Below are 25,278 nucleotides of genomic sequence, written 5' to 3'. Positions count from 1 at the left end.
AAAACAAGCACTAAAAAGCCTGACCATGCTTTCTAATGATCAGGCTTTTCAGTAAATAGAATGCTTTAATAATCGACTTCAACGTCCTCAATACCATAATTCTGTGATTGATACTGTCCATAATAATCGGCTAGCGGAGAGTCGTTCAAGTAATTGTTCAATGTGCTGCCGACGACAATTTCTAATTTAATTGTTTCAGCAAGTGCTTGCTTATCCACATAATACTCACCTGTAAACGGGTTTCCTGATAGAGGATACCCATTCATTCTCACAATTAAACTGCCCTTTGCATTTACAATGCGGATTTTTCTTGGCTTCTTCCCTTCTAGCGAGAGGGTAAGACGATAGGTGCCAATTCCTGAAAGATTTTCAAAATCTGATAATTCATTCCAATAGTTCAGTTCTGTTAGCTGCTGTTGTTTAGTAACCTTATTAATCTCTAATGTTTCAGCAGCGTCCATCTCCCAGCTTTCAAGACTGAATGACCATGCGGATTTTTTTAATGACAAGGTTTGAGGAATCGGAACATCTGGAATCTCCGTTTCTCCTGTTTTAAGAATTTCAAAAACACGGCATTCCTTAGCCAATAATTGATACTCATTGACAGTGTCAACTTCACCTTTCCATAAGTACCATTCACGAAGATTATAGGTTTGGAAGAGCTTTGAAAGTGAAAGCGGCTCTTCCCCTTGGTTATAGCACACAACAAATCTATGCTGATCGTTTGCTCGTTGATAAGTGAGTAAATTTCCAGATTCATTCGCAACCTCTGATTCCCCAAGAACATCAACTAGCTCACGCAAATTCTCAGATTTCTGGAAAACGACCTTCAGCCCTCTATCTTGCCAATCTTTGAGTGTTCTGCGAACATCTTTTGTAAGATACTCATCTTCGGGAATTAGTAGACTGCGATATTCTGCACCTTTTGTTACTAGCAGATGATTCTCAATTTTGACCGGTTCAGAAAATAAGCCCTCGGTCATGACTTGATAACGATATCCTCGTTGAGTTAATGGATTTCCTACCTTCACTTGCTTGTTTTCACTGGCATTATGACCTGACTGATAGACCAAGACATCCAGCTCATTTTTGCCCCATCTCAAAATTTCATGCAGACGTCCCAAGTATGTTGTATAAGAGTATAGGTGATTCCAGATTGGCTGCCGTGGACCCCAAGGCTCAGCAAATCCTCGGCCACCCAACATAGGATTGAAGGCAGAAAAGCCAGGCCATCTAGCACCAGGGGCAAATTTGAAAGGAAAACCGTGCCAATAGGTTTGATTGACACCCGCCATATAATTTTTGTGTAGCGTTTCAAACAATTGTTCTAACGACGTTGCATATCCTTGAAAAAGGTAGGCGCCGGCTTCATCAGATAGAATTTTACTAGCGCCGAAATCACGTCCAGCGGCTAGCATTCGAAAAGCATCATTTCCATCCTCACCGAAGCCTAAAGATTCTCCCTCTACTACATCTAGCTTCGTGGACGCAGAAGCAGAATCAATCGCCCAGCCATAGGGTTGAGCTCGGTAGTTCAATCCCAATGAGTTTGCCCATTTCTTCAAAGGTGCTAAATGATACTCTTGATAGAGCTGGTTTAAAACTTCAAAATAATCATGCCGTAACTCTCCCACAGACTCTTCCTTTTCTTTTTCCGGCTGAAAGCATGAACGTTCAATTCCTAATCCTTTGTCTTGATTTATCCCCAAAACAAACGGTAAAAATGGACGAATATCATACCCTTTTCTAGTTTTGAACTCCTGCAACATATTGTGGGTCCAGTGCCCTACTGATTGTAGTTCTAATGAATCTTCAAAGAAGCAATCACCTACTTCTGATAACAGCTCCTGAAATTCTGAATCAAACAAGAAGTTCTTTTCCCATAGTGATTGGACGAGTGACGCGCCGTCAGGGGAAAAATGATCGACAACATACGCATAAGGTGCCATCACATCTGGTCGATTTGCACTCCCCATCGAAAACATATTTACTCGTTGACCAGTGCCTCTTTCATAAATCGCAATAAGAATACTCTCGGAATGAGGAGAAACAACCGATTCGACTAATCTTCCTTCACTAATCTTACCTGTAATTTCCACCAATGAATCAAATGGAATGTCATCGCTAATCACCCTATAGGTCTCTTCCCAAGGTACCGCCGGCGGCATCTCGACCTCCTTATGTGCAACATGCTCAGCAAGATAAACAGCGATCAGCTTATTATTGATTTTTTCCCCGTTGATTTTTTTATCCGTTGTCAAGTAATGGGGAGGACATAGCGTTTCAATAGAGATACCTTCAGAAATACTATCTGAAAATGAATACGTACCATATACTAGTTCCTTGGCTGTACCGAGATCATTTGGATCGGCCTCATTTGTCGATGCCGGCCAGTGAGGACCAACAGTCAAATCAACCTTTAACCCATATTTTTTAGCAGATTTCATTGCCTGCTTCACTGAAATACGCCAATTATCACTAGTAAATCCATACTTCTCAGGTGTTAAAACCTGAGCGTCTTCTTCAGCTATTGCATCATATACATCAGAAATCTCAACTCCGCCAAATCCAGCCTCTGCGATATCCTTCATCTCTTGATCTAATTCCTCTAGATGATGTGCCACATAGCCACCAGGCCACCAGTACCTTAATCTTGGACGACTTTCATTTGAGGGGGTCATAAATTTCTCTTTCAATGTCTTCATCACTTCACACCTTCTTTTGCTCTAACGAGTTCATGCTTTTCTTCTGAAAATTTGAAACAACGGCTCCAGCCGCAACGATAAACGAAATCACACCACCTACGAGCATCGCTCCTGAGGCAGTCGAACCGATCACTGTTTGATTGATAAGATTGATAATCGCAGGACTTAAAAAACCACCAATAGAATTTGCTGTTGACAATACGGCCATTCCCATAGGTATCAGCATCGGATGAACCAAAATAGTGATTAAAAAGGGGGCTTGGGAAAAGAATAACGCTTGACCAGATCCAGATAAAAAACTACCGATGATTGCCAGTGGTAAATTACCTGCAACAGCTAAAACAAGCAATGATACTCCTTCAATTACAAAAGCAAATGCCACCATATGTGATTTCACCATTTTAGAAATTTTTCCGACACAAAGCCCTGTAATTAATCCACCCAATTGGGCTAACATCGTAACCATTCCTGAAATATCACTTCCGCCGAGATTGTTTTCACTGATTAAAAGAGAGATATTATTATTAAAAGCATTGTTGACCACCATAAAACAGAAGCCCATCAACGCAACAACCAAGACTCGCTTATTGATACTTTCTCTTATTGAATGCTTTTCATGTTGTTCCTTTTTCTCTTCATTACTAGCTTTTGGCAGGCACAGCCAAGCAATAACAAAGACCACTCCTGCAAAAAGATAGGTTAAATATGATTGATACCAAACACTAGTACCTAAGTTTCCTGAAATAAACATTAAAAACATTGTCCCAATACTGACAAAGGAAACTTGTTTTCCCATCGCCCCCTGCCGTTCCTCTACCGGAAAATAGTCAGCGATTAAACCTGGAATAACATTCGTGATGAACCCGACACCCACACCGATCAACCCCGAAGAAATAATTAAAATACTCAAATGACTGTGAAAAAAATAGGGAATGATGCCAAAAATACAGGTAGCCGCTGCTCCAATCAAGGCAATAGTACGTTTAGAGATTGACAAGGCGATCCGCCCTACAGCGAATGCCGCAACAATTCCAGTTAAATTAGCTACAGATAGGATCATCTGAATTTGACTGATTCCATTATCAGGAAAAGCACCCACGATTGCTCCTAAAACTGGTGACATCAGAAGCGTTGCCATTGAAAGCATGCTTAGTGAAAATATTCCTACTTTAATTCTTAAACTCGTTTGCATCTTGCATTCTCCTTTATGTGATTATTGAACTTACAAATTCAGTTTAAACACTAAAGAAAACGGATACAATGTGATGAATTGCCCGAAACATGTGATAATATGATATAAAGGAGAGATTCAAATGAAAAATGAGTACCATTTTAGACCTGTTGAGCAGCTCCCAAGAATTGATCAGGTCAAAGAGCCCTTAAGCCCTTATGTTATTGTTGATCCTACATTTGATCCTTACCGCGAACTTCAAAAAAAGAATGAAATTCATCTGCCATTAAAGAATATCCTTTCAAATTTAGACCTGAATGAGCAATCGCATTTTGCAATCGTTTCTCACTATTTGGAGCTCCCATCAAATTTGCACTACCATGATTACATTGAGATAGTTTATTTACCTGATGGAAAGCTGTTAAATGTTGTTGATCACAGCCCTTTTATTATGGAATCGGGCAGTCTTTTTTTAATCAATCAAGGAATTCCACACTTGATTTCGCGTTTACCTAGTGAAGAATCAATACCTATGGTTGTGAATTTATTAATCCATCCGAAAATTTTTGATGATTTTCAAAAGACGACTCAGCAATCTGATACATTGACAAATCAATTATTCAACTTTGGTGATTATCTCATTTATCACCAATCAGATTTAGAAAATGTTCATTACTATTTACAACGTTTAATAACCGAATATTACCAAGCAAATTATACGTTTTCCTATTCAGCACTCGGTTACCTAATGATTTTTTTAGAGCAGTTGGTTCATCTGCAGCGCCCTTTGATTAAAGCAATGGACACCGTTACCCAAGAAGTATTAGCTCGAATTAAACAAGATCCAGCGAATGTCTCACTAGAACTTTTGACAGAAGAATTTTCCTATAGCAAAGGTTACCTTTCACGCCACATTAAAGAACAAACGGGTAAAACGATTTCTCAATTTATTACAGATGAGAAGCTCATACTGGCAGAAAAATATTTAACAGGAACGACAAAAACAATCGCTGAAATATCCGAGATCGTCAATTATCAAAGTGAAAGTCATTTTTACAGACTGTTTAAGCAAAAATTCCACTTAACCCCTAAGCAATATCGCCTTTTAATAAAGTAAGTATTTCACTCAATTTTTATGCTCTATTAAACGGCTTTTTTTAGGTGAATCTATTAGTTAATGAGCAAAAGGAAAAAGTGCTCAAAAGATTGCTTCCATCAACTTTTGAGCACTCGCTATTTTATGCACCTTTTAATGACAAAAAAAGAGACGTCAATACCATCAGCCATCTCACAAAAAAATCATTCTCAATACTATTTAACCTGCATACAACAAAACCCCTATCCTGTGGTAGGGGTCAGACAGTAGACAAACGATGCCCTATATAGGAACATCGTCTTTTTATCAAATTGTCTTTTGTAATATCTTTGTATTTAAAAAAGTATCCACTGATTTCTTAAAAGAATCGATTAGGGGACCTGTACAGAATGCTGTTAAAATAGTCCCTATCCCGATTGGTGCGCCGAGAGCAACCCCTATCGCCACGCAGCATATATCCGTAATCATTCGAATTTCCTTGTACCCGAGGCTCCTTATCGTTTTCCTTTCCAACACCATGCCCAATGCATCGTAAGGAGAGATTCCTAAATCTGCTGACATATAGACCCCTACTCCGAAACAGCAAAGGAGTAATCCGATCCCCATCGCGAAAAGTCTCCATCCAAAATTTTCAGGAAGAAAGGAAAGAAAGTCTAAGAAAAAATCAGAAAGGTAACCGACAACAACGATTCCTAAAACTGTTCCTAAATGGATTAGCTTAGGAGTCACCTTGGCCATCACTGCTAGTAAGACGAGATTTGACAGCATCTGAATAAACCCAAAATCGACTCTAAAAAATTGACTGATTCCAATATTCATGGTGACGAAGGGATCTGTTCCAAACTGACTGAATCGCATCCAAGCGATACCAAAGCTAATAAGACAAATGCCGAGTATCGTGATCGCTGCACGAATCAGTAAATTATACTTCGAAATTGACATCTTCTTTTAGAACACTTTCATTTATATTTTTGGCTTTTTCTGTTTTTGTGTGAAACTCATTCACCCTTTTCGATAGATCAAGTAAACGCTGTCCTTTTAATTTGTACCACTTCTTGTAAATGACATAGCTAAAAATGACACAGATGATCGGAACAACACAAGTCAATAGTCGGATTCCCAGGACAGCAGTAGCTGACTGAGCGACATTTGGAACATAACCAACCAGTGATAACCCAACACCAGTTAACAATCCTGCTACGGCCTGAGAAGATTTCATCAGGAAGGTTTGAGCAGAACAGATAATGCTCTCATTTCTGGTACCAAACTTTACTTCTCCGTAGTCAATACAATCCGCGATCGAAACTGTTGTGACTCCTAACGATAGTCCGGAGCCAAATTTTAGAATCAAGCCAGCACTCATAGCGAACAACGCACTCTTCGGAGCGACAAAGCCGGCGGTCAATAATATGAGCAGACCGATTACTGGAAGCAGACAGGCTAGGATGTATGTTTTCTCACGGCTGATCTTTCGACTAATCTTCGGAAACAGCATCAGCCCAAACATTTCCGCGAAGATGGTAAAGAAGAATAATGAGAACAACGCTTCATTACCTGTTACATATTTAAAGTAATAGATCATAAAACCGTTAATAATCTGCATAGACAAGTTAAACGTTAGAAGTAATCCAATAAATGCCAAGAGCTGATCGTTACTTTTAATGACTTCAACAGCTTTTTTGATTGTCAGTTTCGGGGCATTTTGTTGATCCAGCGTAGACGATTCTGGAACGTTTGTCACGGTAATTCCAATCAAAATGATGAATGCAATCGCAATAAAAATCGCGAGAAGCTGGAAACCTTTCATTTGATTGCCGGCTCCTAGTAGATTGACCGCTTGAAGACCAAAAGTTCCTGTTAATAAGCCAGCTAAGCTAGCGAATATTCGAGGAAGAACCGATACACGTTCTCTTTCTTCTGGATCACTAGTCAGATTTGGTAACCAAGACCAATAAGGTACATCCATTACAGTATAGGTCATGCCAAAGATGACATACATGACTCCGCAATAAAGATAGAGACTGCTGCCAGTGAGATTAAATGTTGTAAACAGTAAGACAAAAACAATCGCGTTTAACAAAGTGCCGATGACTAACCATATACGGAATTTCCCAAATTTTGTACGAGTATTGTCTATAATCATCCCCATAACTGGGTCGTTGATCGCATCCCAGACGCGAGCGCCAAAAAACAACGTTCCAACAAAAGCTGGGGATAGGTATAAAACATCCGTGTAATAAAAGAGCAGAAAGGTATTTACAAAACAGATCACAGCGTCTTTTCCTAATGCACCTACACCGAATGCGTATTTTTCTCTAAACGGGACTTTCATTATTTGTGACTCCTTTCAGGTTCGGTATGCGCTTACCTATGCCTTTATTATACGATTGTGAAAGCGTATTCCACATAGTATAATGTAATCAAAAACAGTGAAAATGTTAGGTGGTCATTATGGAAAAATCATTCGTAAAAACCTATACCTTTGATACACAAAAGGATCTAAAGCTCTTATTCACAGGAAAAGCCGCCTGTGGAGCGCTTCATAGCTTTGGTCCAGCTGTCCGTCCAAATTTCATCATTCATGTGATTACCGAGGGCAAAGGTGTCTATCAAATCGACAATCAAAAATACCCATTGGCTGCTGGTCAAGGCTTTATTATTCCGCCGGACAGACTTACCTTTTACCAAGCAGACCGCGAAGAACCTTGGAGCTACTATTGGGCTGCCTTTACTGGTGACTTGGCCGCATCCTATTTAGAAGGGTTAGGATTTGACCAAAAGCACCCCGTCTTTTATGTTGAGCATCTGGAAAAAATCAGGACGATTCTAGAAAAAACATTCCTTCTGGATCAAACCTCCATCTATTCCGAACTCATGCTTTCTTCGCTACTGCACGAATTCTTAGCACTCCTGCAGCAATCAAAAGATCACATAGCGACCACGAATCAATCGGCTAATCTCCATGTACAGCACGCAATCGACTATATCAAGTCAAACTACGCAGCCGACATTACCGTGCAAAGTTTGGCTCATGCTTTGTCTTTGAACCGTAGTTATTTATCTGCTATTTTCAGGAAGGAAATGAATCTCACGTTGCAACAATACCTAACAGAATACCGTCTGACTCGAGCAGCCGAACTGTTAAGTATCAGTAACTTTTCGATTGAGATCGTCGCTGAATACAGTGGTTATCACGATCCTCTCGTCTTCTCGAAAGCATTCAAACGAAAGTATGCGTTGACACCTTCTCAGTATCGCAAGAAAATACTGGAAAGGCAGCAACGCTACGATGAAACCGGAAAATCATTTATCGTAGAATAGCGAACAAGAAAAGGACCGCGCCGATCGGAAATGCTCCAAAAACTCAAATTTTGGGAGACACTTCATTCTTCTGCGCAGTCCTTCTTTATGCTATTTTTCTTTTAAAATAATCAGACGCGAATCAAAATCATGCGACGTTTCTCGTCCATCAATTACCTGTCCACAAGACGTGTCGCTTGTTACTAGACCAATGTTCATCAATTCATCTCCATAATAGGATTGTTCATTGTCCATTCGTTGGTAGCATTTTTCCGGTTCTAATCCTTTTAAGTATAATCGCTTAAATGGTCCGTTCACCTCATTTAATAATTTGTAGTACCCTACGATCACGGTTTTCTGATCTTTCGAAACCACCATCCAAGCACAATAATTCCCTTCAAAAGGACTTAGCAAGCGGTAAAACGTTCCCTCTTGAATAACCTTTCGATACTCTTTAGCAAATGCCACCTGTTCACGAACGAGTGCCCGCTCCTTTTCAGACAGCTTATTCAAATCCAGTTCATAGCCAAAAGATCCGAATATCGCAACATTCCCTCGCGTCTTTAGGCACACCTCTCGGAAGGTTTGTTCATTGGGAATCGCGGAAACATGCGCACCCATAGAACTCAAGGGATACACCATGGATGTGCCATATTGAATCTTCATTCGTTCAACAGCATCTGTGTCGTCACTGGTCCATCCTTGTGGTGAGTAATGCAACATTCCTGGGTCAAACCGGCCGCCTCCGGATGCACAAAATTCAAACAAAACCTCTGGAAACCGAGTAGTGAGACGCTCATAGATGTCATAGACTCCCAGCATATATCGATGAAAAACTTCGCCTTGTCTTTCCGGTGGCAACGCGGCCGAATAAGGTTCGGTAATGCAACGATTCATATCCCATTTCACATAGTGAATCTCCGCTTCATCCAAAATTTTCGCGACCATCTGATAGATATAGTCCACCACTTCTGGTCTGCCGAAATCTAATACGTACTGGTGACGCCCATGAGAAACGCTGCGATCAGGCGTCTTGATGATCCATTCTGGATGATTCCGAAAAAGCTCACTGTCTTCGTTCACCATCTCCGGTTCAAACCACAGACCGAATAACAGACCGAGATCCTTTATTTTTTGTGCCAAGCCAGTAATGCCATTTGGCAACAACTCTGTGTTTGCTACCCAATCACCTAGTCCAGCCCGTTCGTGCCTGCGATCCCCAAACCAGCCATCATCCAAGACAAAAAGCTCAATGCCGTCATCAGCCGCTGTTTTGGCAAACGCAAACAATGTTTCTTCTGTAAAGTCCATCCCAGTTGCTTCCCAATTATTGATCAAAACTGGTCGCTCTTTATCCCGCCAGTTTCCGCGAGCAAGGCGTTCTCGATACAGTTTGTGATAGGTCTGGCTCATCCCATTCAACCCTTCATCGCTATAAACCATCACCACTTCAGGCGCTTGAAATGTCTCATCAGCTTCAAGCAGCCAATTGAATTGAAACGGATTAATCCCCATCGTCACGCGAGATACGTCATAGGTGTCGACCTCTACCTGCGCTAAAAAATTGCCCGAATAAACGAAACTAAAGCCCAACACTTCTCCTGACTGCTCCGTACAATCAGGACGCTTTAACGCTAGAAAAGGATTTTGATAATGGCTGGAAGCCCCTCTAGCGCTCTCCACGCTTTGAATACCTGAAACAAGCTTTCTAAATTGAGGAAATCGTTCACGTCCCCATGCCCCAGATAATTGAAGCATTTCATAATCACGATCCGGTAAATCCAAACAGAGGCTCATCACTTGTTCAAGATGAAGGTTTTCAGAACCCTTATTGATAAGTTTGACGGACCGACTAACAGCGGCTTTTTTTTCAAAAATGGTGTAGCTTAGTATGACCTCCAGATTTATCAGCTCATCTAGCAAAGTAAATACAATCGTAGTCGCTTCATCTTTTGATTCTGTATAGGTCGCCGGCAGACCTTCAAGTTTTTCCTTTCCTTGATAAATATAGTAATCAACGAGCTTCAAAGAAGTGATTCGACTCCCATTTTCCTGCAAAACCGAAAGTGCCGGATGACGATAATCGGTTGTTCCATATACCGGATATTCTTGACGAAGATGCTCGCGCGTAAAATCAACCTCTCCCTTATTTACATACGCTGTATTCGGACGATACTCGTTTTCAATCAGATGTTGAAAATCCGCTCGATCAGATACTTTTTTCCCAAAATATAGATTTCCTAAGGTTCCATCTGCTAAAACCTGGATTAAATAACTGATTTTTTGATTAGTTAGATGGAATAGTTTTCCATTCTGATGAACATTGATTGGCATCATTCATGCCCTCCTTTTCATTTCTATCAGAATTGTAACCCCTTTCTTCCTCTGTTATGAGTATCATCAGTTGGAGAAAACAGTCAATTTGTTAGGTTTAAGATAGGTTTTAAATCTCAAAACAAAAAAGAGACGCCAATACCATCAACATGTCACGTACACATTATTATCACCTGCAAAAAAAAATTGTTCCCCCATAGGAAGAACCCTGTTCTGCGTATTTTAGTGTAGAAGAACTTTGATGGCGCGCTTCGTTCCATGCTATAATATAGGCGAAAAAAAGCCTTTCGATGTGAAAGTTTGCGCTATCTGAAAGACGGAAAAATATGCAGAAATATTTACCTACTAATGATTTATTGATGAAGAAGATGCTGACATCAGAAGATTCCCAGCATATCCTAAAAGCGTTTGTGAGAGACCTGTTAGGCATTGAATTCAAGCGGCTGCAGCCCCAAAAAACCTATCATATCGACAGCTACAAGAAGTCCTATGATGAAACGGTTCTGCTTCGCACGGAGGTAGATATCTTAGCTACTTCTGAAGATGGCAGTCATACGACGATCGAGTGTCAGATCCAGTCACATTCCTACTTCCATGAACGGGTGATTTTCTACTTAGCAGAAGCGTTTCGCTCCCCTTTTGGAAATACTGAAACCAAGGAAGCTGAAACCAAGAGCAATTTTTCAAGCCTGCGCCCTGCTTATGGCATTAACATCGTAGATTTCCATTTATTTGATCAAAAGGAACCAGCCCTACAAACATTTCATCTATTGAATGAAGAGACGTACCGACCTTTTGTGAATAGAAATGAGAAGGAACTGTTGACGCTATGCTTTCTCAGCTTGAAAAACGAAAATATCGATAAACAAACCGCTGTCTATCACTGGCACTATTTTCTAAAGACTGGTGAAGTGACCGAGAATGCCCCTGACTATATCAAAGAAGCCAAAAGAAAGACTGATTTTTTAACTTTGGAAAGCGAGGAAAAAGAGATGATCATGAAAATCGACAAAGCCAGAGCTATTCGTGAAGCAGAATTGGAAGAGGCTCAGGAAAAGGGTATAGAAAAAGGCCTGCAGAAAGGAATAGAGCAAGAAAAACGTAGACTTGCTGTTAAATTATTTAAGATGGGATTTACTGTCGAACAAGTTTCCGAAGCTACTGGTTTAGATATTGAGCTTGTCAGAATGCTGAAAGAGAAATAGAAACGCAGTGATTTTCCTGCAATGAATGATCATGATTCGATCTAGCAATTTTCCATTAGCTACAATCTTTCCACATTGAGGATGAAAAAAATGGGCGATATATTTGATCTTGTTTTCGACAAGAGGCAAATGCGTCACCCATTTTTTTCTATGACAATCATTTATCGCTGACGTCTCAGTTCAGCTATTAGTCTTTCAGAAGTTGAACAATGAGTTGTACCCTCCTTGATTCAAACCATTTTTGGATATACGGAGCAATGATTATCGTTGAAAAAATGAGGATGCCTGCAAGAAATTCCGATCGTAACACACTAAATAGATCCACTCGATGGAAGCAAACCACTACTAGACAAGTCAATGATAGGAAAAAACTTGGAAAGTACATCCGTTTTCTCCCATGCCTTTTGATTCTTGCAAGAACATTTGCTAGAGATACTGTTAGTAAACAAATTAGAAAATAGCTGCACCATCCAGATGTTAACGCAGACAGGTGAAAGTGTTCTCCTATTTTTGGAATGATTATGACACTAATGGGATGGATATAATAAAAGTATTCAGAATGCTCCCGAATGCGCAGAGTCGAAAATGGGTATTCAAAATCAACGCTGATAATCCATAGGAAAAAAAAGAAAGAAAAAGGGATCAACGCGAGAATAAAGTTATGATCTAAACTAGATGAATGAATCTGGTAAATCAATGATCCTTCAATAACTAACCCAATAGCTGATACTACTAAAAATTTATGGATCTGTCTTCCCAATTTGATTAATTGCTCTTTGTGATCAAAAATATAAAATCCGATCAGCACGAACACAAGACCATACATCAACCCGTTTCTTGTCGTAAAAAAAAGGGAAATGAAGCTATCAACTGACTGCTTTAATTTAGATTCTGGTAGCAATCCGTAATAGGTCTCTAAACTCCCAAACAAGTAAAAGCATAGTGATAGAGATATGACCAGTTTATAGGAGAAATGTTTAACTAATTTTGTAGCCAGTACTATTGAGAATAGTAATGCGGGGATATACCAAAGATGATAATAAGTTCCAGTATATATCTCTCCGAATAATAATGCCAAAGGATACATCCATCGGCTTACTGCCATACTGTCGTTAAGCCAAGCAAATCCGATTGGAAGATACACGATGCTCCAAATAAGGTAATTTTTGGATAGTCTTCGGATTTTACTTTTCAAATAATGTGGATCAACGCTCATTCTTTCTCTAAAAAGATAGGACGAGCTGACAAAAAAGAAGGGAACAGCGACTCGACAAAAGACATTTTTGATAAAAAAATTAACGAATTCATTATCTACTACTTGATTGCTATGAACACAAATGACCATAAACGTACAAATGAGTTTCACGTAATCAATTAACTGATAATCTCTTGGTTTATTCTCTGAATGATTCATGTAATCCATCCTCCGATTTTGGCAAAATTTATAAATTTCATATAGTCAAAGTCTAAGGATGAGCTATCAATAGTAAGTCAATTGAATATCAAATATTTCTCAAATCGGTGATGAGCGGTCAAAAAAAGAGTAAATCCATTTAACTGGTTTTTGCGAGTGATGCTTTTTGTAGTTTACTGAGTTTGGATGGGATGAATTAGGCTTGTAAATATAGCATTCAAGCTGTTCAGCATAATCGTATGCGAAGCGAAAATAAGACTCCTTTTTCTGGTCTGTGGAAAAATGAAAATCATCTAATGAGCTAGCTCAATCTAGTGGGTTTAGATAAGTGCGGGTTTCACTTCTCTTCTAATCGTACATCTGAGAATTCGTTTTTCATTCGAGTGCGAGGGGTTCTGATCAATATCCAAACTCATCACACAGAAATAACGATCCGCGTGTTCGTAGAGATTGCTTTCTAAACAAACCTCATTTCCATATGAATGATGCTTAGCTTCCATCTTAATCACTCCTTGATCTCTTTCAGAAGTTTTATCGTTCCATCTCTGTTGCATTTTAATGATATCGATCAAAGGACAATCATTCGTCAAGCAATGATAAAATAAATATCACATTTAGAAAAAGAAAGGAAGGATAGAAACCAAGTCGATTACTTGGTCTCTATCCTTCCTTTATGACTTTTGCCGTATCTAGTTCTCAAATTCCACTTGTATAGTGAAAAGTCCTTCTTCTGCTGTGGCTGAAACTGTCGTATTAAGCTTTTCAGCCAGTAATTTTACTATGGATAACCCTAGTCCGTTCCCTTTTCCGCTGCGTGAGCCATCCGAGGTATAAAAACGATCAAAGAGCCGTGAGGAATCAATATCAAGTGAAGGATCATAATGGTTTGAGATCTTTAAGACGGTCTTCTCATTTTTGAATAGAACAAACTGAGCGGTATCTTCACCATGCTGCAAGATATTTGCTAGGATATTTTGAATGATACGAGTTAAGAATTTTTTATCAGCGTATACCCAGCAGTCTTCCTGGATGTCTATTTCTGGAACAATTGATTTTTTCTCAAAGCTTACTGTCTCCCTCAAAATTTCCTCAATCAATAAATGACTAAGATTGATCTGTTCTAAATCAATCTCTACTTCTTTTGACTCATAATAAGAAAGCTCAAAGAACGAATGCGTCAGGTCTCTCATTACTAAAGCCTTCTCTAGAATAATCTGTGTGTATTCCTGTTGCTTCTCAGACATATCTTCTCGTTCAAGCAATTGTAAGTATCCCACGATTGCCGTCAAAGGTGTGCGCAAATCATGTGAGATATTAGAGATCGTATCCTTCAGTTCACTCTCTCTTCTAACAGAAGCAATTCGGATGGATTTTTGCTTCAACAGTTGTTTATTAATCGATTCAGCTAGTGAATTTAATGAGGAATCAACCAGGTTTAACTCAATAAGCTGATTCCTCTCGCTCTCAATCGTTTGAAGCTGATCGTTCATTTTTTTTATATCCCTTTTCAACAAAAAAACATAGAGACTTAGAACAGTAATGGCGCTCATTGAAAGTATTGGTAAAATCATTTAAGTCTACTTCCCTTCTGCTGATTTAAATCCTGTTGATTAAAAATCATGAAGCTTGCTCCTACACAAACGATTGAGGTGATCGCGATTGAAAACAGAACCTGAATGCAGTCTTTTTGAGAGAAGCTTTCACTCACAATAAGTGACAGCTGGCTTGTTGGATAAAATGGATAAATAGATCGAAAAACAATAGAATGGGTTCTCAATAAATCACCAAGCTCTGCAAACAATAGACTGAATACAGAGGAAACAAGCAATGTTTTAGCAATATCTCTACAAATAAAGGAAATCAACAGGTAAATACAAGCGGAAGAGCAATAGGATAAAAATGCCAATAGAATCACTCTCGTAACATACTGACTATCAAAATCCTCACCCCAGCCATTTACATACGTGACTACGCCGGTCGTAAAAAGCGGCGTCACTAACAGAAAAAATGCTGAAAGAGCTGAGTAAACGATCGTTTTCGATAGTACGATATCCACTCGTGTATGCCCATTAGCAATTTTCTCTTGAAGGGTTCGATTCGAATAGTCTGAACCAACAAAAAATGCACTTAGCATAATTGGACCTAACATTCTTACTCCGATATTAAAGCTATTCTCAAAGGTCGTTTTGCCGCTATCTAGAAATGAACTCATCTGGATTTTGGAGGAAAAAAATTGATCCAATATAGCAATGGAAAAATAGGCTGATAACAGGATCATGACAGGAAAAACCCAATGCTTCGAGAAACGATAAAGTTCAATCCGGATTAAATTGATCATAATAGCTCTCCTTTGATTGACTGGACAAAATAGCTCTCCAAGCTTCTTTCGTTAGTAGTTATGGAGTGTATCTCTAGCTCATTTTCGACTAGGCAAGTGACTACCTTATTCACATCATCCACATAATCAAATAACTTAATAGAGTTATCTGGCATAATTTTATAGTTTAATGTTTGAAGCTTCTCCTCAAATAATGCTGCCGTAAGCTCAGGTGCGTTTGTTTTTAATGCGATGTACCTTTGACACTTTTCATGAAGGTTCTGATGGCTAATTGTTTCAATAATTTTTCCTTCATGAATGATGATGAAGTCTGTTGCGAGCTGGTCTACCTCTTCTAAAGTCTTACTGCTTATTAGCATCGTCACATTCTTTTCTTTGTTCAGTTTCAACAGCAATTCTCGAATTTCAATACTACTAACCATATCTAGCGCGCTATTCGGTTCATCCAAAATCAATAGCTCTGGCTCCCCAATCAGTGCTTTGGCAATGCCTAATCGCTGCCTCATTCCTAATGAAAAGTGACGAGCCTTCATGTTACGAGCGTCAAATAGCTTTACTGCTTTCAAGGCTTGGTCAATAAGTTCCTTGTTCGGCAGCCCTCTTGAAAGTCGCATCATATTGATATTCTCGTAGGCAGTCATTTCAGGGTAAACTGCTGGAGATCCTATCACACTACCGATAAATTTTCTGTTTTTTTCTACCCTCTTTTGTCCAGACTCACCAAATAGAACGATCCTTCCAGAATCGCAGTTGACCAACCCGGCAATAATGCTCATAAGAGTCGTCTTTCCAGCTCCATTCAAACCAACTAAGCCATAGATCTTCCCCTGCTCTAAAGCAATAGAAACATTATTAAGAACTTGAACACCCTTAATGCATTTTGATATATTATGAGCTTCTAAGACAATGTTATTCATAGTATGTTTCTCCTATTTGAGGATCGATTTTGATTTTATGATACAACTGAATGATCAAGTACATCTAAAGGAAAAAACAAATAAGTATCAATTTTTTCTCATCTAACTTTTAACTAGACGATACCCTACATTCCATAGCGTTTGAATATAATCCTGATCCGGGTCAGCCTTACTTAATTTGGCTCTGAGGGAATTAATATGAACATTCACGGTGTGTCCATCATCATAGTAGGTCTCCTTCCAAACGCTCTCAAAAATATTCTGCTTTGAAAAGACCTTATTTGGATGCTTCAATAATAATTCTAAGATCAAAAACTCTTTGTTTGTTAATTGAACGAGATGATTATTTAGAGTAACTTTCTTCTCTTCCAGATTCATTGTCAGTTCATTATGTTTTAAAATAATGTGTTCCTCATTGTTTATGGAACCCTGTCTACGTAAAACAGCTTCGGCTCTTGCTGTTAACTCATCAATATCAAAAGGCTTTGTAACATAATCGTCTGCTCCAAGCTTTAATAAATCAACCTTCGTACTGATTAGCTCCTTCGCCGATATCACAATCACAGGTGTATCGGAGAATTTTCTTAACTCAGTCAGGAGGGTGTCTCCGCTCTTATAAGGTAAATTCAAATCCAAGAAAACTAAATCAAAGGTTCCCTTTTTTAAAGCATCCAGACCTTCAAGCCCATTCAACGCTATAGTACTTTCCCATCCATTGTCTTCCACTACCTTCTCTAAAAGCTGACAAATTGTTGGATCGTCGTCAATTACTAGAATCTTCATTACTTATCCTCCTTGAGAATGACTCACAAATTTCGGTCATTGCTTTTCATTTGGACTGATTATAATTTCTCTTAAAAGTTCCCTAACAAAGTAATTTTTAGGCGTAGAGATAATCTCCTCGGGTGTATCATGTTGAATGAACTTTCCCTTGTTTTTCGATCACCTAGCTTTAGCGCTCCACTCCTCTCAGAAGTGACAAATACAACTATATTACTTATTTTATCATGTAAATCTACTATCAGACATGTCCAAAAATAATTACAGAATAAAGTTGAATTGCCGTAGAACTGTTTTCAAAGCAAGGTTCCCCTATTTGTTAATTGGTACTTTATTATTAAATTCTTTCGTTTTTCCTTTCTAGTAAATCATTGAGACCCTAACTATCACTTTTTGTATCTGCTTAAAACCTCTAGCACGAACCACGAATAAAACTTCCTGCGTATTACCCAACACATTCCCTCCAACAAAAAAAAGAGACGCCAATACCATCAGCTATCTCACAAAAAATCATTCAGTTTTCAGTTTCTCCAAGAACATTTTTTCAAATCTATCCTATGTGAATCATTCTTCCCCTTCTAAACATTTACCAGAAAATCCTTCTCAAACACACCTTTACTCAGTCGATAGCCGCTGCCCCAAATGGTTTGAAGCATCTCAGGGTCAAAGCCGGCGATCTCTAGCTTCATCTTGATCCGCTTGTTTCACCTTCTCATCAATCAATTGAAAACAAAGTTGCTGTATTTCCTTTGGTACTTGTTCATTCACGTCCCTCGTGATATAGCGATTTTCTTGTGTATTGAACATTGCTTACTCCTCCTTTAGACACAAAATAGCCTAATCAACGATAGATGATTAGGCTCCAAGTTAATAATATATATTTGTAAATAGGATTGGTTCAAATTTTATTTCCATATAATTATGCATCAATTATCTTCACCATATCAAAATCAACAAAACCTTTAATAACAGTATCCGCCTCAGGTAATTTCACACGTTCTCCTATACCAACACAATACATCTGTGCTGTTTTGGCAGCTAGACATCCTGCACGTGAATCCTCAAAAACGACGCACTTTCTGGGTTCAACTGAGATTCTTTTTGCTGCTGTGAAAAATACTTCTGGATCTGGCTTAGCATTTTCTACATCATTACCATCTACTATCTCATCAAAATAGTCTGATAATTCTGTGGCCTTTAAAATCGTTTGTGCATTTCTACTTGCAGACCCAATCGCTAATTTAATCCCATTATTGTTCAAAAAAGATAAAACAGTCCTTACACCTGGCAATACTTCTTCAGGAGTCATTTCCCTAATTAAATTCAGATAATCAAGATTCTTTTTTCGAAGAAACTGCTCCTTCTCAGCTTGAGAATACTTTTTCTTTCCTAAAGCAAGAAGAATATCTAAGGATTCAACTCTTGATACCCCTTTTAAATTTTCATTAGCCTGCTCATCAAAGGGAATCATCAATTGTTCTGCTAATTCTTTCCAAGCAGTGTAATGATATTTGGCCGTGTCAACTAAGACACCATCCAAATCAAAGATTGCTCCGAGAATCATCTTTTTTCTGCACCTCCAATGTAGTAACACCTGACTTTAAAATACGGGTTTCCTGATCCGAGACCGAATAGATTAGTTGTGTATTGTGCGGAATTTGGACCTTCAACTCGATCATACTTTCACTTTGCCAACGCCATGAAATACTGATCTGACCGTTAGCTGTCTTAAAACCGCCTTTTACCCAATCGAGTCTCCGATCAAAATAAGGTTTTAGCTTCATGCTAAAAATCCTACTACTTTCTTCAAGATGACTAAGTCCCAATACTTTCTCGATAATAAAATCTTGAACAGCACCGTAGGCATAGTGATTCAGGCTATTCATGTCTGCTCCATTGATCTTGCCATTCGGAGAAATCGAGTTCCAGCGTTCCCAAATAGTGGTGGCGCCTTGATTCACTTCATACAACCAACTAGGGCATTCTTCATTCAGTAGTAAGGTGTAAGCCAAATCTGAGCGTTCATTTTCTACTAATGCATGAGTGATTTCTGGTGTTCCAACAAACCCCGTATTCAGAAAATTGTCATTAGCTTCTAGTAACCCAACCAAACTTTTCTGTAGGTTATTTTTGGCTTCTTGTGAAGGATATAATTCAGTTCTTAACAGTAAAGACAGCGCTGTTTGGGTAAGCGGGTTAAGCTGTAGCCGATTATTCTCATAGTATTCATTTAATATTGCTTGACGAATTTCATTTGCTAACTGCTGATAATGTCCCGCTTTTTCCTCCTTCAAAATGGAGAGACATTTGGCTAAATAACTGGTTGAACGATAGTAGAAGATGGACGCAATCAAATTGGGGTCAGTTGCTCCAACAGGGTTATTAGGATCTTCTGTATCCAAGGCTAGCCAGTCACCTAATTGTCGATCAAAATCCCATAAACGTTTAGATCCGTTCTTTATATCTCTTTCATAGAGATAATTGACCCAGCTTTTCATAATCCCTATATTGTTCTTGAGCAGCCCTTTGTCTTTGTAATGTCGAAATAATTGGAATGGCAATACGGTTGCAACATCCCCCCACACAGCGGCCCCAGCTGAAATTAAAAAAGGATTGATGTTTTCATGGGGTACGATTTTGGGATACGGAACGAAAAATGGAACGGACCCAGACAGCTTTTCTTGCTCCAGAGCTAAGTTCCTTAGGTAATTATTATAAAAGCTTCTGGTATTCATATTGTAGCAAGAAGTATTGGCAAAAACGTTTACGTCTCCAGTCCAACCCATGCGTTCATCTCTTTGTGGACAGTCTGTGGGAATATCAAGAAAATTATCTCTCTGACTCCATTGAATATTCTGAACTAGTTGATTTAGTTTTTTGTTACTTGATTCAAATTGGAACAGCTCCTCCATTTCCGAATAAATAGCATAAGCTTTTAACTCCACTGCCTGTTCCATCGAAAGTCCAGTAACCTCAACATAACGAAAACCATAAAAGGTAAAGTGAGGCCGGATATACCGTTCTTTTTCTGACAAAAAAACTATTAATTCTTGCTTAGCCGTTCGCAGATTATCTCGATAAAAACGTCCTTCCTGCATCAGTTCCGAAAAACGTAAACGAATCGGCTGATTAGAAGCAACGACTCCCTCTACCCAACCAGTAATAATTTGACCAAAATCTAAGATGATTTTTTCATCCTGATCAAAAAAAGCTTTCTCAGGTCTCATAACTTTTTGTTTTAAAATGGGAGGATTGCTTCGTTCAGCGAGCAGTTCCTTTTCACCCTGTATTTCGAAGAGTGTTAGGCATTCTGTATCGGATTGGTAATCAAGCACCTCGCCATCATAAATTGAATTTTCCTTCACGAAGGATGTTTCAACTGTCCACGAATTGTCTGTCACAATCGTACTTGACGTTCCATCTTTGTAATCAATAATCAGCTCTGCAATGATTTTTTGCCGATCGCCATAAATATTTTCATAACCGCCTTCAAAAACAAAGCGACCTTTATACCAGCCATTCCCCGTTAAAAACGAGAGCTTATTTTCTTCACGCAGTTGTTCCGTAACATCAAAAGTTTGATACTGATTCAATAAATCATAGCTATGATAGCCGGGAAGCAACACCTCATTCGTAATCTTTACATCATTCAATGATGCCTCATAGAGACCAAATCCGCAGCAATACAATCGAGCATTTTTGATTTCCTTAGTTACTGTGAAGCTTTTTGTAAAAATGACGCTGTCAATCGCTTTATCTTTATAGCTGATCCAATTGGCTTCCCATGGTTCCTTCAGCTTTCCACTTTCAAAATGACTTACTTTTTCAACTATACCTTTCTTTAAATTGGTAATTACCTTCCAGTAATATCTAGTTCGAGGTTTTAAAAACGCACAATTAAATGAAAGAATATTTTGACTGCTTGTCGTTTCCGCTGTTTTAATGATTTTGTTAAATTCCAGATCCTCTGAAACCAGAACTTGCTGCTTCACTAATTGTTCTTCTGGTTGTCCGATTAAATCCCAAGAAAAGGTTAAATGATCAAAATGGTAGCCTATAGGCTGGCTCAAACCATTTACCTGTAAGTTACTTATCTTCATCTCTCATCAGCTCCTTCAACTTTTGATTAGAACATAGAGGATCGATCGGAGAGACTCCTTTAAAGCTGCTCTTACCTATTATTTTCGCCACAACTGCCTTTATAAAATGCTCATAATTACAATAGGTATTGATAATGGTCGGGATCATTGGAACGTCAAAATAGTGGTAGGGATTCCCAACGCTGACTAACATAGTCGGCACTTCTTTGACAAACCAAGGCAGATTGTTTCCTAAACCGAATAATGTGTGCCAATTTATTCGTGCAGTTGTTTGATTACTTGAATTTTCTATATTTGCCACATAGATAACAACATCATATTTGGTCTTAAAGGTCTCAATATTCTCTAACTCATAGAAATTCTCCTCCTTTTGATAGACTTCCACTTCAAATCCTGCTAGAATCAATTCTTTAACAAAGATTTCTTCCACAAAGCGGTTAGACTCAAAACTACCTAAAGTCTCAACAAGTATTCTAGTTTTCTCTATTTTGATTGGCAATAGATTTTGTTCATCTTTAACGAGTGTAATGGCTTGGTCCGCAATTTTTTCCTGCGCCGCGGAAAAATCTTTTTTTTCTGAGTTTTTTTGTTTCGGGGAAGCTTTAAACAAATTCAGAGAGGCTTTTGAGGCTAAAATTCGATACACTGCTTCATTTAGACGCTGCTCGGATAACAGACCTTTTCTTAACCCTTCCTTCATATACCGAATGTCCTCTTCAAAATCTTTATTAAACAGCAGCATGTCACACCCGTTTTCAATACATAAAGGAACAGCCTCACTTCTACGCATTGCAGCAGTAAACCCTACCATAGGTGATGCGTCAGTAATAACTAAACCATTGAAGTTTAGTTCCTTTCGCAAAAGATCCTGCAGTAACGTCTGATCCAAAGTAGCCGGAAGATTCGATTTAGAATAAGCCGGAAATGCAATGTGCCCTACCATAACTGCTTTTGTACCATAATCAATCATTTCCTGATAGATGCATCCAAAACTTTCCCTCCAGGCATCAACTGATAGAGAATTCACCGAAGTCAGCAGGTGCTGATCCCGTTCATCCACCCCATCTCCTGGAAAATGCTTGATAGCTGTCATCATTCCCTGTTCATGAAAGGCTCGGGTATATTCTTTTGCATGATCAATCACGGTATATGGGTCGTCCCCGTAAGTACGCACATTCGTAATCGGATTTCTAAAATTTAAATCTAAATCGACAACTGGAGCAAATGACCAGTTAACGCCAATCTGTTTTCCTTCAAGAGCAGATATTTCTCCTAATTTGTAGGCAGTTCCCCTGTCATTCGTCGCTGCAACAGCCATTTGTGTCGCGTAAGCCGTTCCTTCAATCACTGCCCCATTACCGCCATATTCTAAGTTCGCTGGCGTCAATAAAGGAATTTTCGACTTACTTTGAGCATAGCTAAAGGTCGTCTTCATTTCTTCAAAATTTCCAGATCGGAAAAACAAGCCGCCGATATGATGCTTCAAAAGAGTGTCTAGATAATTCGTATCTGTAGAAAATCCGATAGGCACAAATAACTGCCCAATCTTTTCATCTCGACTCAACGTTTTAAATGTATTTTCAACCCATTCTATTTGCTCTTCTTCTAAATAAAAAGGTTTTTCTTTAAAATTTATCATTGCTTCCCTCCATCTATAAAAAGGTGGTCAAAATGACCACCTACTCCTGACTTGCCACATTTTTTTTACTAAAAAATGATAGTATCTTGTATTCGTTGTTTAGGTAGATCAGGAACATCAAAAGTATAATTGCGTTCCAAAATGACTGCATTTGTGCTGAGATATTCAAGCGCACAAAACCTAAAGTGATCAAAGCGGTCGTAAAAGACCCCACCATTATGCCAAATTTATCTTCGCTGTATCGTCCGATAAAACCACCAATAAATAATGGTAAAAAAGCGACAAAAATTGTTGAGATCGTTCCAAAATTCAAACTCGCTGAAGCTGTTCCTTGGATACTCATAGTGAAACAACCAGCCACAGAGGCAAAGACCCCAGAGAACATGTAGGACAATACTGCATTTTTCTTCTCATTGATTCCCGTATCCACAGCGATTTTTTGCCCTGCTACCAGAGTTCGCCAGTTAAAACCAAAAGTCGTCATATTCGATAGTACATAAATCATCACAAATCCAATAAACAGTACAATCAGCTGATTTTCCATGGAACCAATCTTTGATAAATGCAATGTTCGATTCAGTACAACGCCGCCACCTTCTGTTGCAATAAAGCCTAAAGCTTCATAAATTAAAGTAATCCCTAAGGATGTCACAATTGGTGGAATCTTCAATAGAATATAGACAACTCCTGAGATCATTCCGAACAGTGCTCCGAACAAGGCAATAACCACTAACATATACCAACCATTCATCTTCCATCCTTGTCCTTCCAAGAGCCACATCACTTTGACGCCTAAAATGGAAGACAGCAAGCTGATCGAACCTAATGAGAAGTCAAATCTTCCAGTTGAAAGATTAAAATTCAACGCCCAAGCAATAAAAGTTGTCACCACAAAAGCATTCACAAATGTTCGATAATGGTTCGTTGTATTGAATAGCGTGGTTCCCTGGCTAGCCAGCAGGATGGAGAAGAAAAGAAACACACCTACTGGTATAGCCATCGTTTTTATACTATTTTTCACTCGATTACTCATTTTCTTCTCCTCATTTCATTATTCTCTTTCAGAAATATTCTGTTGAATCGTTTCAAAATCTACATTACTGGCAAACTCTTTGAATTCCTTATAAGTAATATCCTCGTTATTCTTTTTGATTAACTTATCAAGATCCGCTTTATTAATGGCAGGCTCTTTAAAGTCATTGGCTATCTCGTACATAGTGTCAAACTCATCCTTTGATTGCGCATTCCAATAATTCTGAGTAATCCGGAATGCCTGACCATCCTCGCGGAAATCTTTGCTGTCTCCATTCACAGCATTCATCACTGCAGCAAAAGTCGGACCGATCATTGCTGGGAAAGTCCCTGATAAATAATCAATTTGTTGAGGGTTAGCATTAAATCCATCTTTGTAAGCTTCTGTAAAAGCAGAAACTGTAGCTAGCTTGATTTCAGGATTAACATTTGAGATTGTTGCACCAAAAACCTCTAAACCAATCCCCACCGACAATAAGGTTTGCACACCCTCTTCACCTAATTTTTGCTGTGCTTCTGTGTAAAATGCCCCGGCGTCATCTGGGAAACCTTCTAATACTTGAATCGTATACTTATCACTTTCAAATTCCCCAATAAATTTGCCTGATTCCGGTTTCTTATAAGTAACACCAGCCTCTTGGAATGCTTTGACAAACCCTTCAAAACGTTTCCTATGAGCATCCACACCATAGCTCATTCCTCCGGCATAAAGAACAAAATTAGTATTCCCTTCAGCAATGTAATGCTTCGCCATATCATAACCGGCTTTTTCCTCAGAAGCTAAATCAGGACCAATAGTCCCAAGAAAATACTCGTTGTCTTTCGTTTCTTCGTATTGTTCATCTGTCATCGTTCCGACTCCGACAATATAGTACATTTTGGCTTTTGCCGACTCATTAATAGCAGCTACCATATCCGATTGAGTTAACGCAATTACTGCTTTACAATTTTGTGAAGCAAAGTTTTCAATAGCTGATTTTTCTTCTTCAGCCGTTGAGATAGCATCTGAAAATTTAAATTCTACATTATAATTTTTGGCAATATAGTCATTGTAGTATTTTTGAAAAGCTAAAACCTGTGAATCCGAAGGGTCATAAATCAACACGCCGATACTCACTTTTTCCCCGCTTTTAGCTGAGCCTTCATTGTCAGAAGAACCATTTCCACAAGCTCCCAATACCGGAATCAACAATAGCATCATTGTGACAAAAGCAATCAAACCTTTTTTCCAATTTTTTTTCATTACG

At 38.8% G+C, this 25,278-nt stretch carries 20 protein-coding genes; 3 read left to right on the top strand and 17 right to left on the bottom strand.

Features of this window, described 5'->3' with window-relative positions:
- Positions 1 to 65: 65 nt before the first annotated feature.
- Positions 66 to 2,705 (bottom strand): glycosyl hydrolase, encoded by a 2,640-nt coding sequence (locus tag E6139_RS18915; RefSeq protein ID WP_316405091.1) that lies wholly within the window; start codon positions 2,703 to 2,705, stop codon positions 66 to 68.
- 4 nt (positions 2,706 to 2,709) lie between these two features.
- The gene (locus E6139_RS18910; RefSeq protein WP_316405090.1) at positions 2,710 to 3,897 is read right to left on the bottom strand and encodes an MFS transporter; all 1,188 of its coding nucleotides are present in this window, start codon (positions 3,895 to 3,897) and stop codon (positions 2,710 to 2,712) included.
- Between the two features lie 121 nt (positions 3,898 to 4,018).
- On the opposite strand from E6139_RS18910, the gene E6139_RS18905 reads away from it, so the two are divergent.
- Positions 4,019 to 4,993 carry an AraC family transcriptional regulator gene (locus tag E6139_RS18905; protein ID WP_316405089.1) on the top strand — a complete coding sequence of 325 codons (975 nt, stop codon included), beginning with the start codon at positions 4,019 to 4,021 and terminating at the stop codon, positions 4,991 to 4,993.
- Between the two features lie 285 nt (positions 4,994 to 5,278).
- Here the strand turns inward: E6139_RS18905 and E6139_RS18900 are convergent, their stop codons facing one another.
- Both E6139_RS18900 and melB read right to left on the bottom strand, forming a co-directional pair.
- Positions 5,279 to 5,914 (bottom strand): YczE/YyaS/YitT family protein, encoded by a 636-nt coding sequence (locus E6139_RS18900; protein WP_316405088.1) that lies wholly within the window; start codon positions 5,912 to 5,914, stop codon positions 5,279 to 5,281.
- A complete protein-coding gene (melB, locus tag E6139_RS18895; RefSeq protein ID WP_316405087.1) occupies positions 5,895 to 7,304 on the bottom strand; it encodes a melibiose:sodium transporter MelB in 1,410 nt (469 codons plus the stop codon). Before melB ends, E6139_RS18900 begins: the two co-directional genes overlap by 20 nt.
- Before the next feature lie 119 nt (positions 7,305 to 7,423).
- On the opposite strand from melB, the gene E6139_RS18890 reads away from it, so the two are divergent.
- Positions 7,424 to 8,293: an AraC family transcriptional regulator gene (locus tag E6139_RS18890; RefSeq protein WP_316405086.1), complete on the top strand. Its 870-nt coding sequence runs from the start codon at positions 7,424 to 7,426 to the stop codon at positions 8,291 to 8,293.
- A gap of 90 nt (positions 8,294 to 8,383) precedes the next feature.
- Here E6139_RS18890 and E6139_RS18885 read toward each other — a convergent pair whose 3' ends face one another.
- Positions 8,384 to 10,606: an alpha-galactosidase gene (locus E6139_RS18885; protein ID WP_316405103.1), complete on the bottom strand. Its 2,223-nt coding sequence runs from the start codon at positions 10,604 to 10,606 to the stop codon at positions 8,384 to 8,386.
- A 326-nt stretch (positions 10,607 to 10,932) separates the two neighbouring features.
- Here E6139_RS18885 and E6139_RS18880 point away from each other — a divergent pair, with 326 nt between their 5' ends.
- A complete protein-coding gene (locus E6139_RS18880) occupies positions 10,933 to 11,811 on the top strand; it encodes an Rpn family recombination-promoting nuclease/putative transposase (RefSeq protein WP_316405085.1) in 879 nt (292 codons plus the stop codon).
- 187 nt (positions 11,812 to 11,998) lie between these two features.
- On the opposite strand, the gene E6139_RS22890 is transcribed toward E6139_RS18880, so the two are convergent.
- From E6139_RS22890 to E6139_RS18825, 12 genes are all read right to left on the bottom strand, one after another.
- Entirely contained in the window at positions 11,999 to 13,225 is a 1,227-nt protein-coding gene (locus E6139_RS22890; RefSeq protein WP_410470553.1) for an acyltransferase family protein, read from the bottom strand.
- A 320-nt stretch (positions 13,226 to 13,545) separates the two neighbouring features.
- Positions 13,546 to 13,725, bottom strand: coding sequence for a hypothetical protein (locus E6139_RS18875; RefSeq protein ID WP_316405084.1), 180 nt, complete (start codon positions 13,723 to 13,725; stop codon positions 13,546 to 13,548).
- Positions 13,726 to 13,914: 189 nt separating this feature from the next.
- The gene (locus E6139_RS18870) at positions 13,915 to 14,715 is read right to left on the bottom strand and encodes a HAMP domain-containing sensor histidine kinase (RefSeq protein WP_316405083.1); all 801 of its coding nucleotides are present in this window, start codon (positions 14,713 to 14,715) and stop codon (positions 13,915 to 13,917) included.
- Positions 14,716 to 14,792: 77 nt separating this feature from the next.
- Entirely contained in the window at positions 14,793 to 15,563 is a 771-nt protein-coding gene (locus tag E6139_RS18865; protein WP_316405082.1) for an ABC transporter permease subunit, read from the bottom strand.
- Positions 15,560 to 16,480: an ABC transporter ATP-binding protein gene (locus E6139_RS18860; protein ID WP_316405081.1), complete on the bottom strand. Its 921-nt coding sequence runs from the start codon at positions 16,478 to 16,480 to the stop codon at positions 15,560 to 15,562. Before E6139_RS18860 ends, E6139_RS18865 begins: the two co-directional genes overlap by 4 nt.
- 102 nt (positions 16,481 to 16,582) lie before the next feature.
- The gene (locus E6139_RS18855) at positions 16,583 to 17,263 is read right to left on the bottom strand and encodes a response regulator transcription factor (RefSeq protein WP_316405080.1); all 681 of its coding nucleotides are present in this window, start codon (positions 17,261 to 17,263) and stop codon (positions 16,583 to 16,585) included.
- Positions 17,264 to 17,923: 660 nt separating this feature from the next.
- Positions 17,924 to 18,067, bottom strand: coding sequence for a DUF960 family protein (locus E6139_RS18850; RefSeq protein ID WP_316405079.1), 144 nt, complete (start codon positions 18,065 to 18,067; stop codon positions 17,924 to 17,926).
- Between the two features lie 112 nt (positions 18,068 to 18,179).
- Positions 18,180 to 18,824, bottom strand: coding sequence for a beta-phosphoglucomutase (gene pgmB / locus E6139_RS18845; protein ID WP_316405078.1), 645 nt, complete (start codon positions 18,822 to 18,824; stop codon positions 18,180 to 18,182).
- Positions 18,802 to 21,360 (bottom strand): alpha-L-rhamnosidase, encoded by a 2,559-nt coding sequence (locus E6139_RS18840; protein WP_316405077.1) that lies wholly within the window; start codon positions 21,358 to 21,360, stop codon positions 18,802 to 18,804. The genes pgmB and E6139_RS18840 overlap by 23 nt, the downstream gene beginning before the upstream one ends.
- The gene (locus E6139_RS18835) at positions 21,347 to 22,999 is read right to left on the bottom strand and encodes a glycoside hydrolase family 3 protein (protein ID WP_316405076.1); all 1,653 of its coding nucleotides are present in this window, start codon (positions 22,997 to 22,999) and stop codon (positions 21,347 to 21,349) included. Before E6139_RS18835 ends, E6139_RS18840 begins: the two co-directional genes overlap by 14 nt.
- 40 nt (positions 23,000 to 23,039) lie before the next feature.
- Entirely contained in the window at positions 23,040 to 24,032 is a 993-nt protein-coding gene (locus E6139_RS18830; protein WP_316405075.1) for an ABC transporter permease subunit, read from the bottom strand.
- Positions 24,033 to 24,050: 18 nt separating this feature from the next.
- Positions 24,051 to 25,274 (bottom strand): hypothetical protein, encoded by a 1,224-nt coding sequence (locus tag E6139_RS18825; RefSeq protein WP_316405074.1) that lies wholly within the window; start codon positions 25,272 to 25,274, stop codon positions 24,051 to 24,053.
- Positions 25,275 to 25,278: the final 4 nt, after the last annotated feature.

Origin of the sequence: Enterococcus sp., from assembly GCF_032555305.1 — a bacterium.
In the GTDB taxonomy this organism is placed as follows: Bacteria; Bacillota; Bacilli; order Lactobacillales; family Enterococcaceae; genus Enterococcus_A.
Note: the sequence above shows the minus strand (reverse complement) of the source record. Positions and strands in the feature narration are given on the sequence as shown.

Coding starts and splice junctions, on each gene's coding strand:
- melB (WP_316405087.1), bottom strand. CDS start 7,304: ATGAAAGTCCCGTTTAGAGAAAAATACGCATTCGGTGTAGGTGCATTA.
- E6139_RS22890 (WP_410470553.1), bottom strand. CDS start 13,225: ATGAATCATTCAGAGAATAAACCAAGAGATTATCAGTTAATTGATTAC.
- E6139_RS18885 (WP_316405103.1), bottom strand. CDS start 10,606: ATGCCAATCAATGTTCATCAGAATGGAAAACTATTCCATCTAACTAAT.
- E6139_RS18890 (WP_316405086.1), top strand. CDS start 7,424: ATGGAAAAATCATTCGTAAAAACCTATACCTTTGATACACAAAAGGAT.
- E6139_RS18865 (WP_316405082.1), bottom strand. CDS start 15,563: ATGATCAATTTAATCCGGATTGAACTTTATCGTTTCTCGAAGCATTGG.
- E6139_RS18825 (WP_316405074.1), bottom strand. CDS start 25,274: ATGAAAAAAAATTGGAAAAAAGGTTTGATTGCTTTTGTCACAATGATG.
- E6139_RS18835 (WP_316405076.1), bottom strand. CDS start 22,999: ATGATAAATTTTAAAGAAAAACCTTTTTATTTAGAAGAAGAGCAAATA.
- E6139_RS18875 (WP_316405084.1), bottom strand. CDS start 13,725: ATGGAAGCTAAGCATCATTCATATGGAAATGAGGTTTGTTTAGAAAGC.
- pgmB (WP_316405078.1), bottom strand. CDS start 18,824: ATGATTCTCGGAGCAATCTTTGATTTGGATGGTGTCTTAGTTGACACG.
- E6139_RS18870 (WP_316405083.1), bottom strand. CDS start 14,715: ATGAACGATCAGCTTCAAACGATTGAGAGCGAGAGGAATCAGCTTATT.
- E6139_RS18850 (WP_316405079.1), bottom strand. CDS start 18,067: ATGTTCAATACACAAGAAAATCGCTATATCACGAGGGACGTGAATGAA.
- E6139_RS18840 (WP_316405077.1), bottom strand. CDS start 21,360: ATGAAGATAAGTAACTTACAGGTAAATGGTTTGAGCCAGCCTATAGGC.
- E6139_RS18910 (WP_316405090.1), bottom strand. CDS start 3,897: ATGCAAACGAGTTTAAGAATTAAAGTAGGAATATTTTCACTAAGCATG.
- E6139_RS18915 (WP_316405091.1), bottom strand. CDS start 2,705: ATGAAGACATTGAAAGAGAAATTTATGACCCCCTCAAATGAAAGTCGT.
- E6139_RS18855 (WP_316405080.1), bottom strand. CDS start 17,263: ATGAAGATTCTAGTAATTGACGACGATCCAACAATTTGTCAGCTTTTA.
- E6139_RS18905 (WP_316405089.1), top strand. CDS start 4,019: ATGAAAAATGAGTACCATTTTAGACCTGTTGAGCAGCTCCCAAGAATT.
- E6139_RS18860 (WP_316405081.1), bottom strand. CDS start 16,480: ATGAATAACATTGTCTTAGAAGCTCATAATATATCAAAATGCATTAAG.
- E6139_RS18830 (WP_316405075.1), bottom strand. CDS start 24,032: ATGAGTAATCGAGTGAAAAATAGTATAAAAACGATGGCTATACCAGTA.
- E6139_RS18880 (WP_316405085.1), top strand. CDS start 10,933: ATGCAGAAATATTTACCTACTAATGATTTATTGATGAAGAAGATGCTG.
- E6139_RS18900 (WP_316405088.1), bottom strand. CDS start 5,914: ATGTCAATTTCGAAGTATAATTTACTGATTCGTGCAGCGATCACGATA.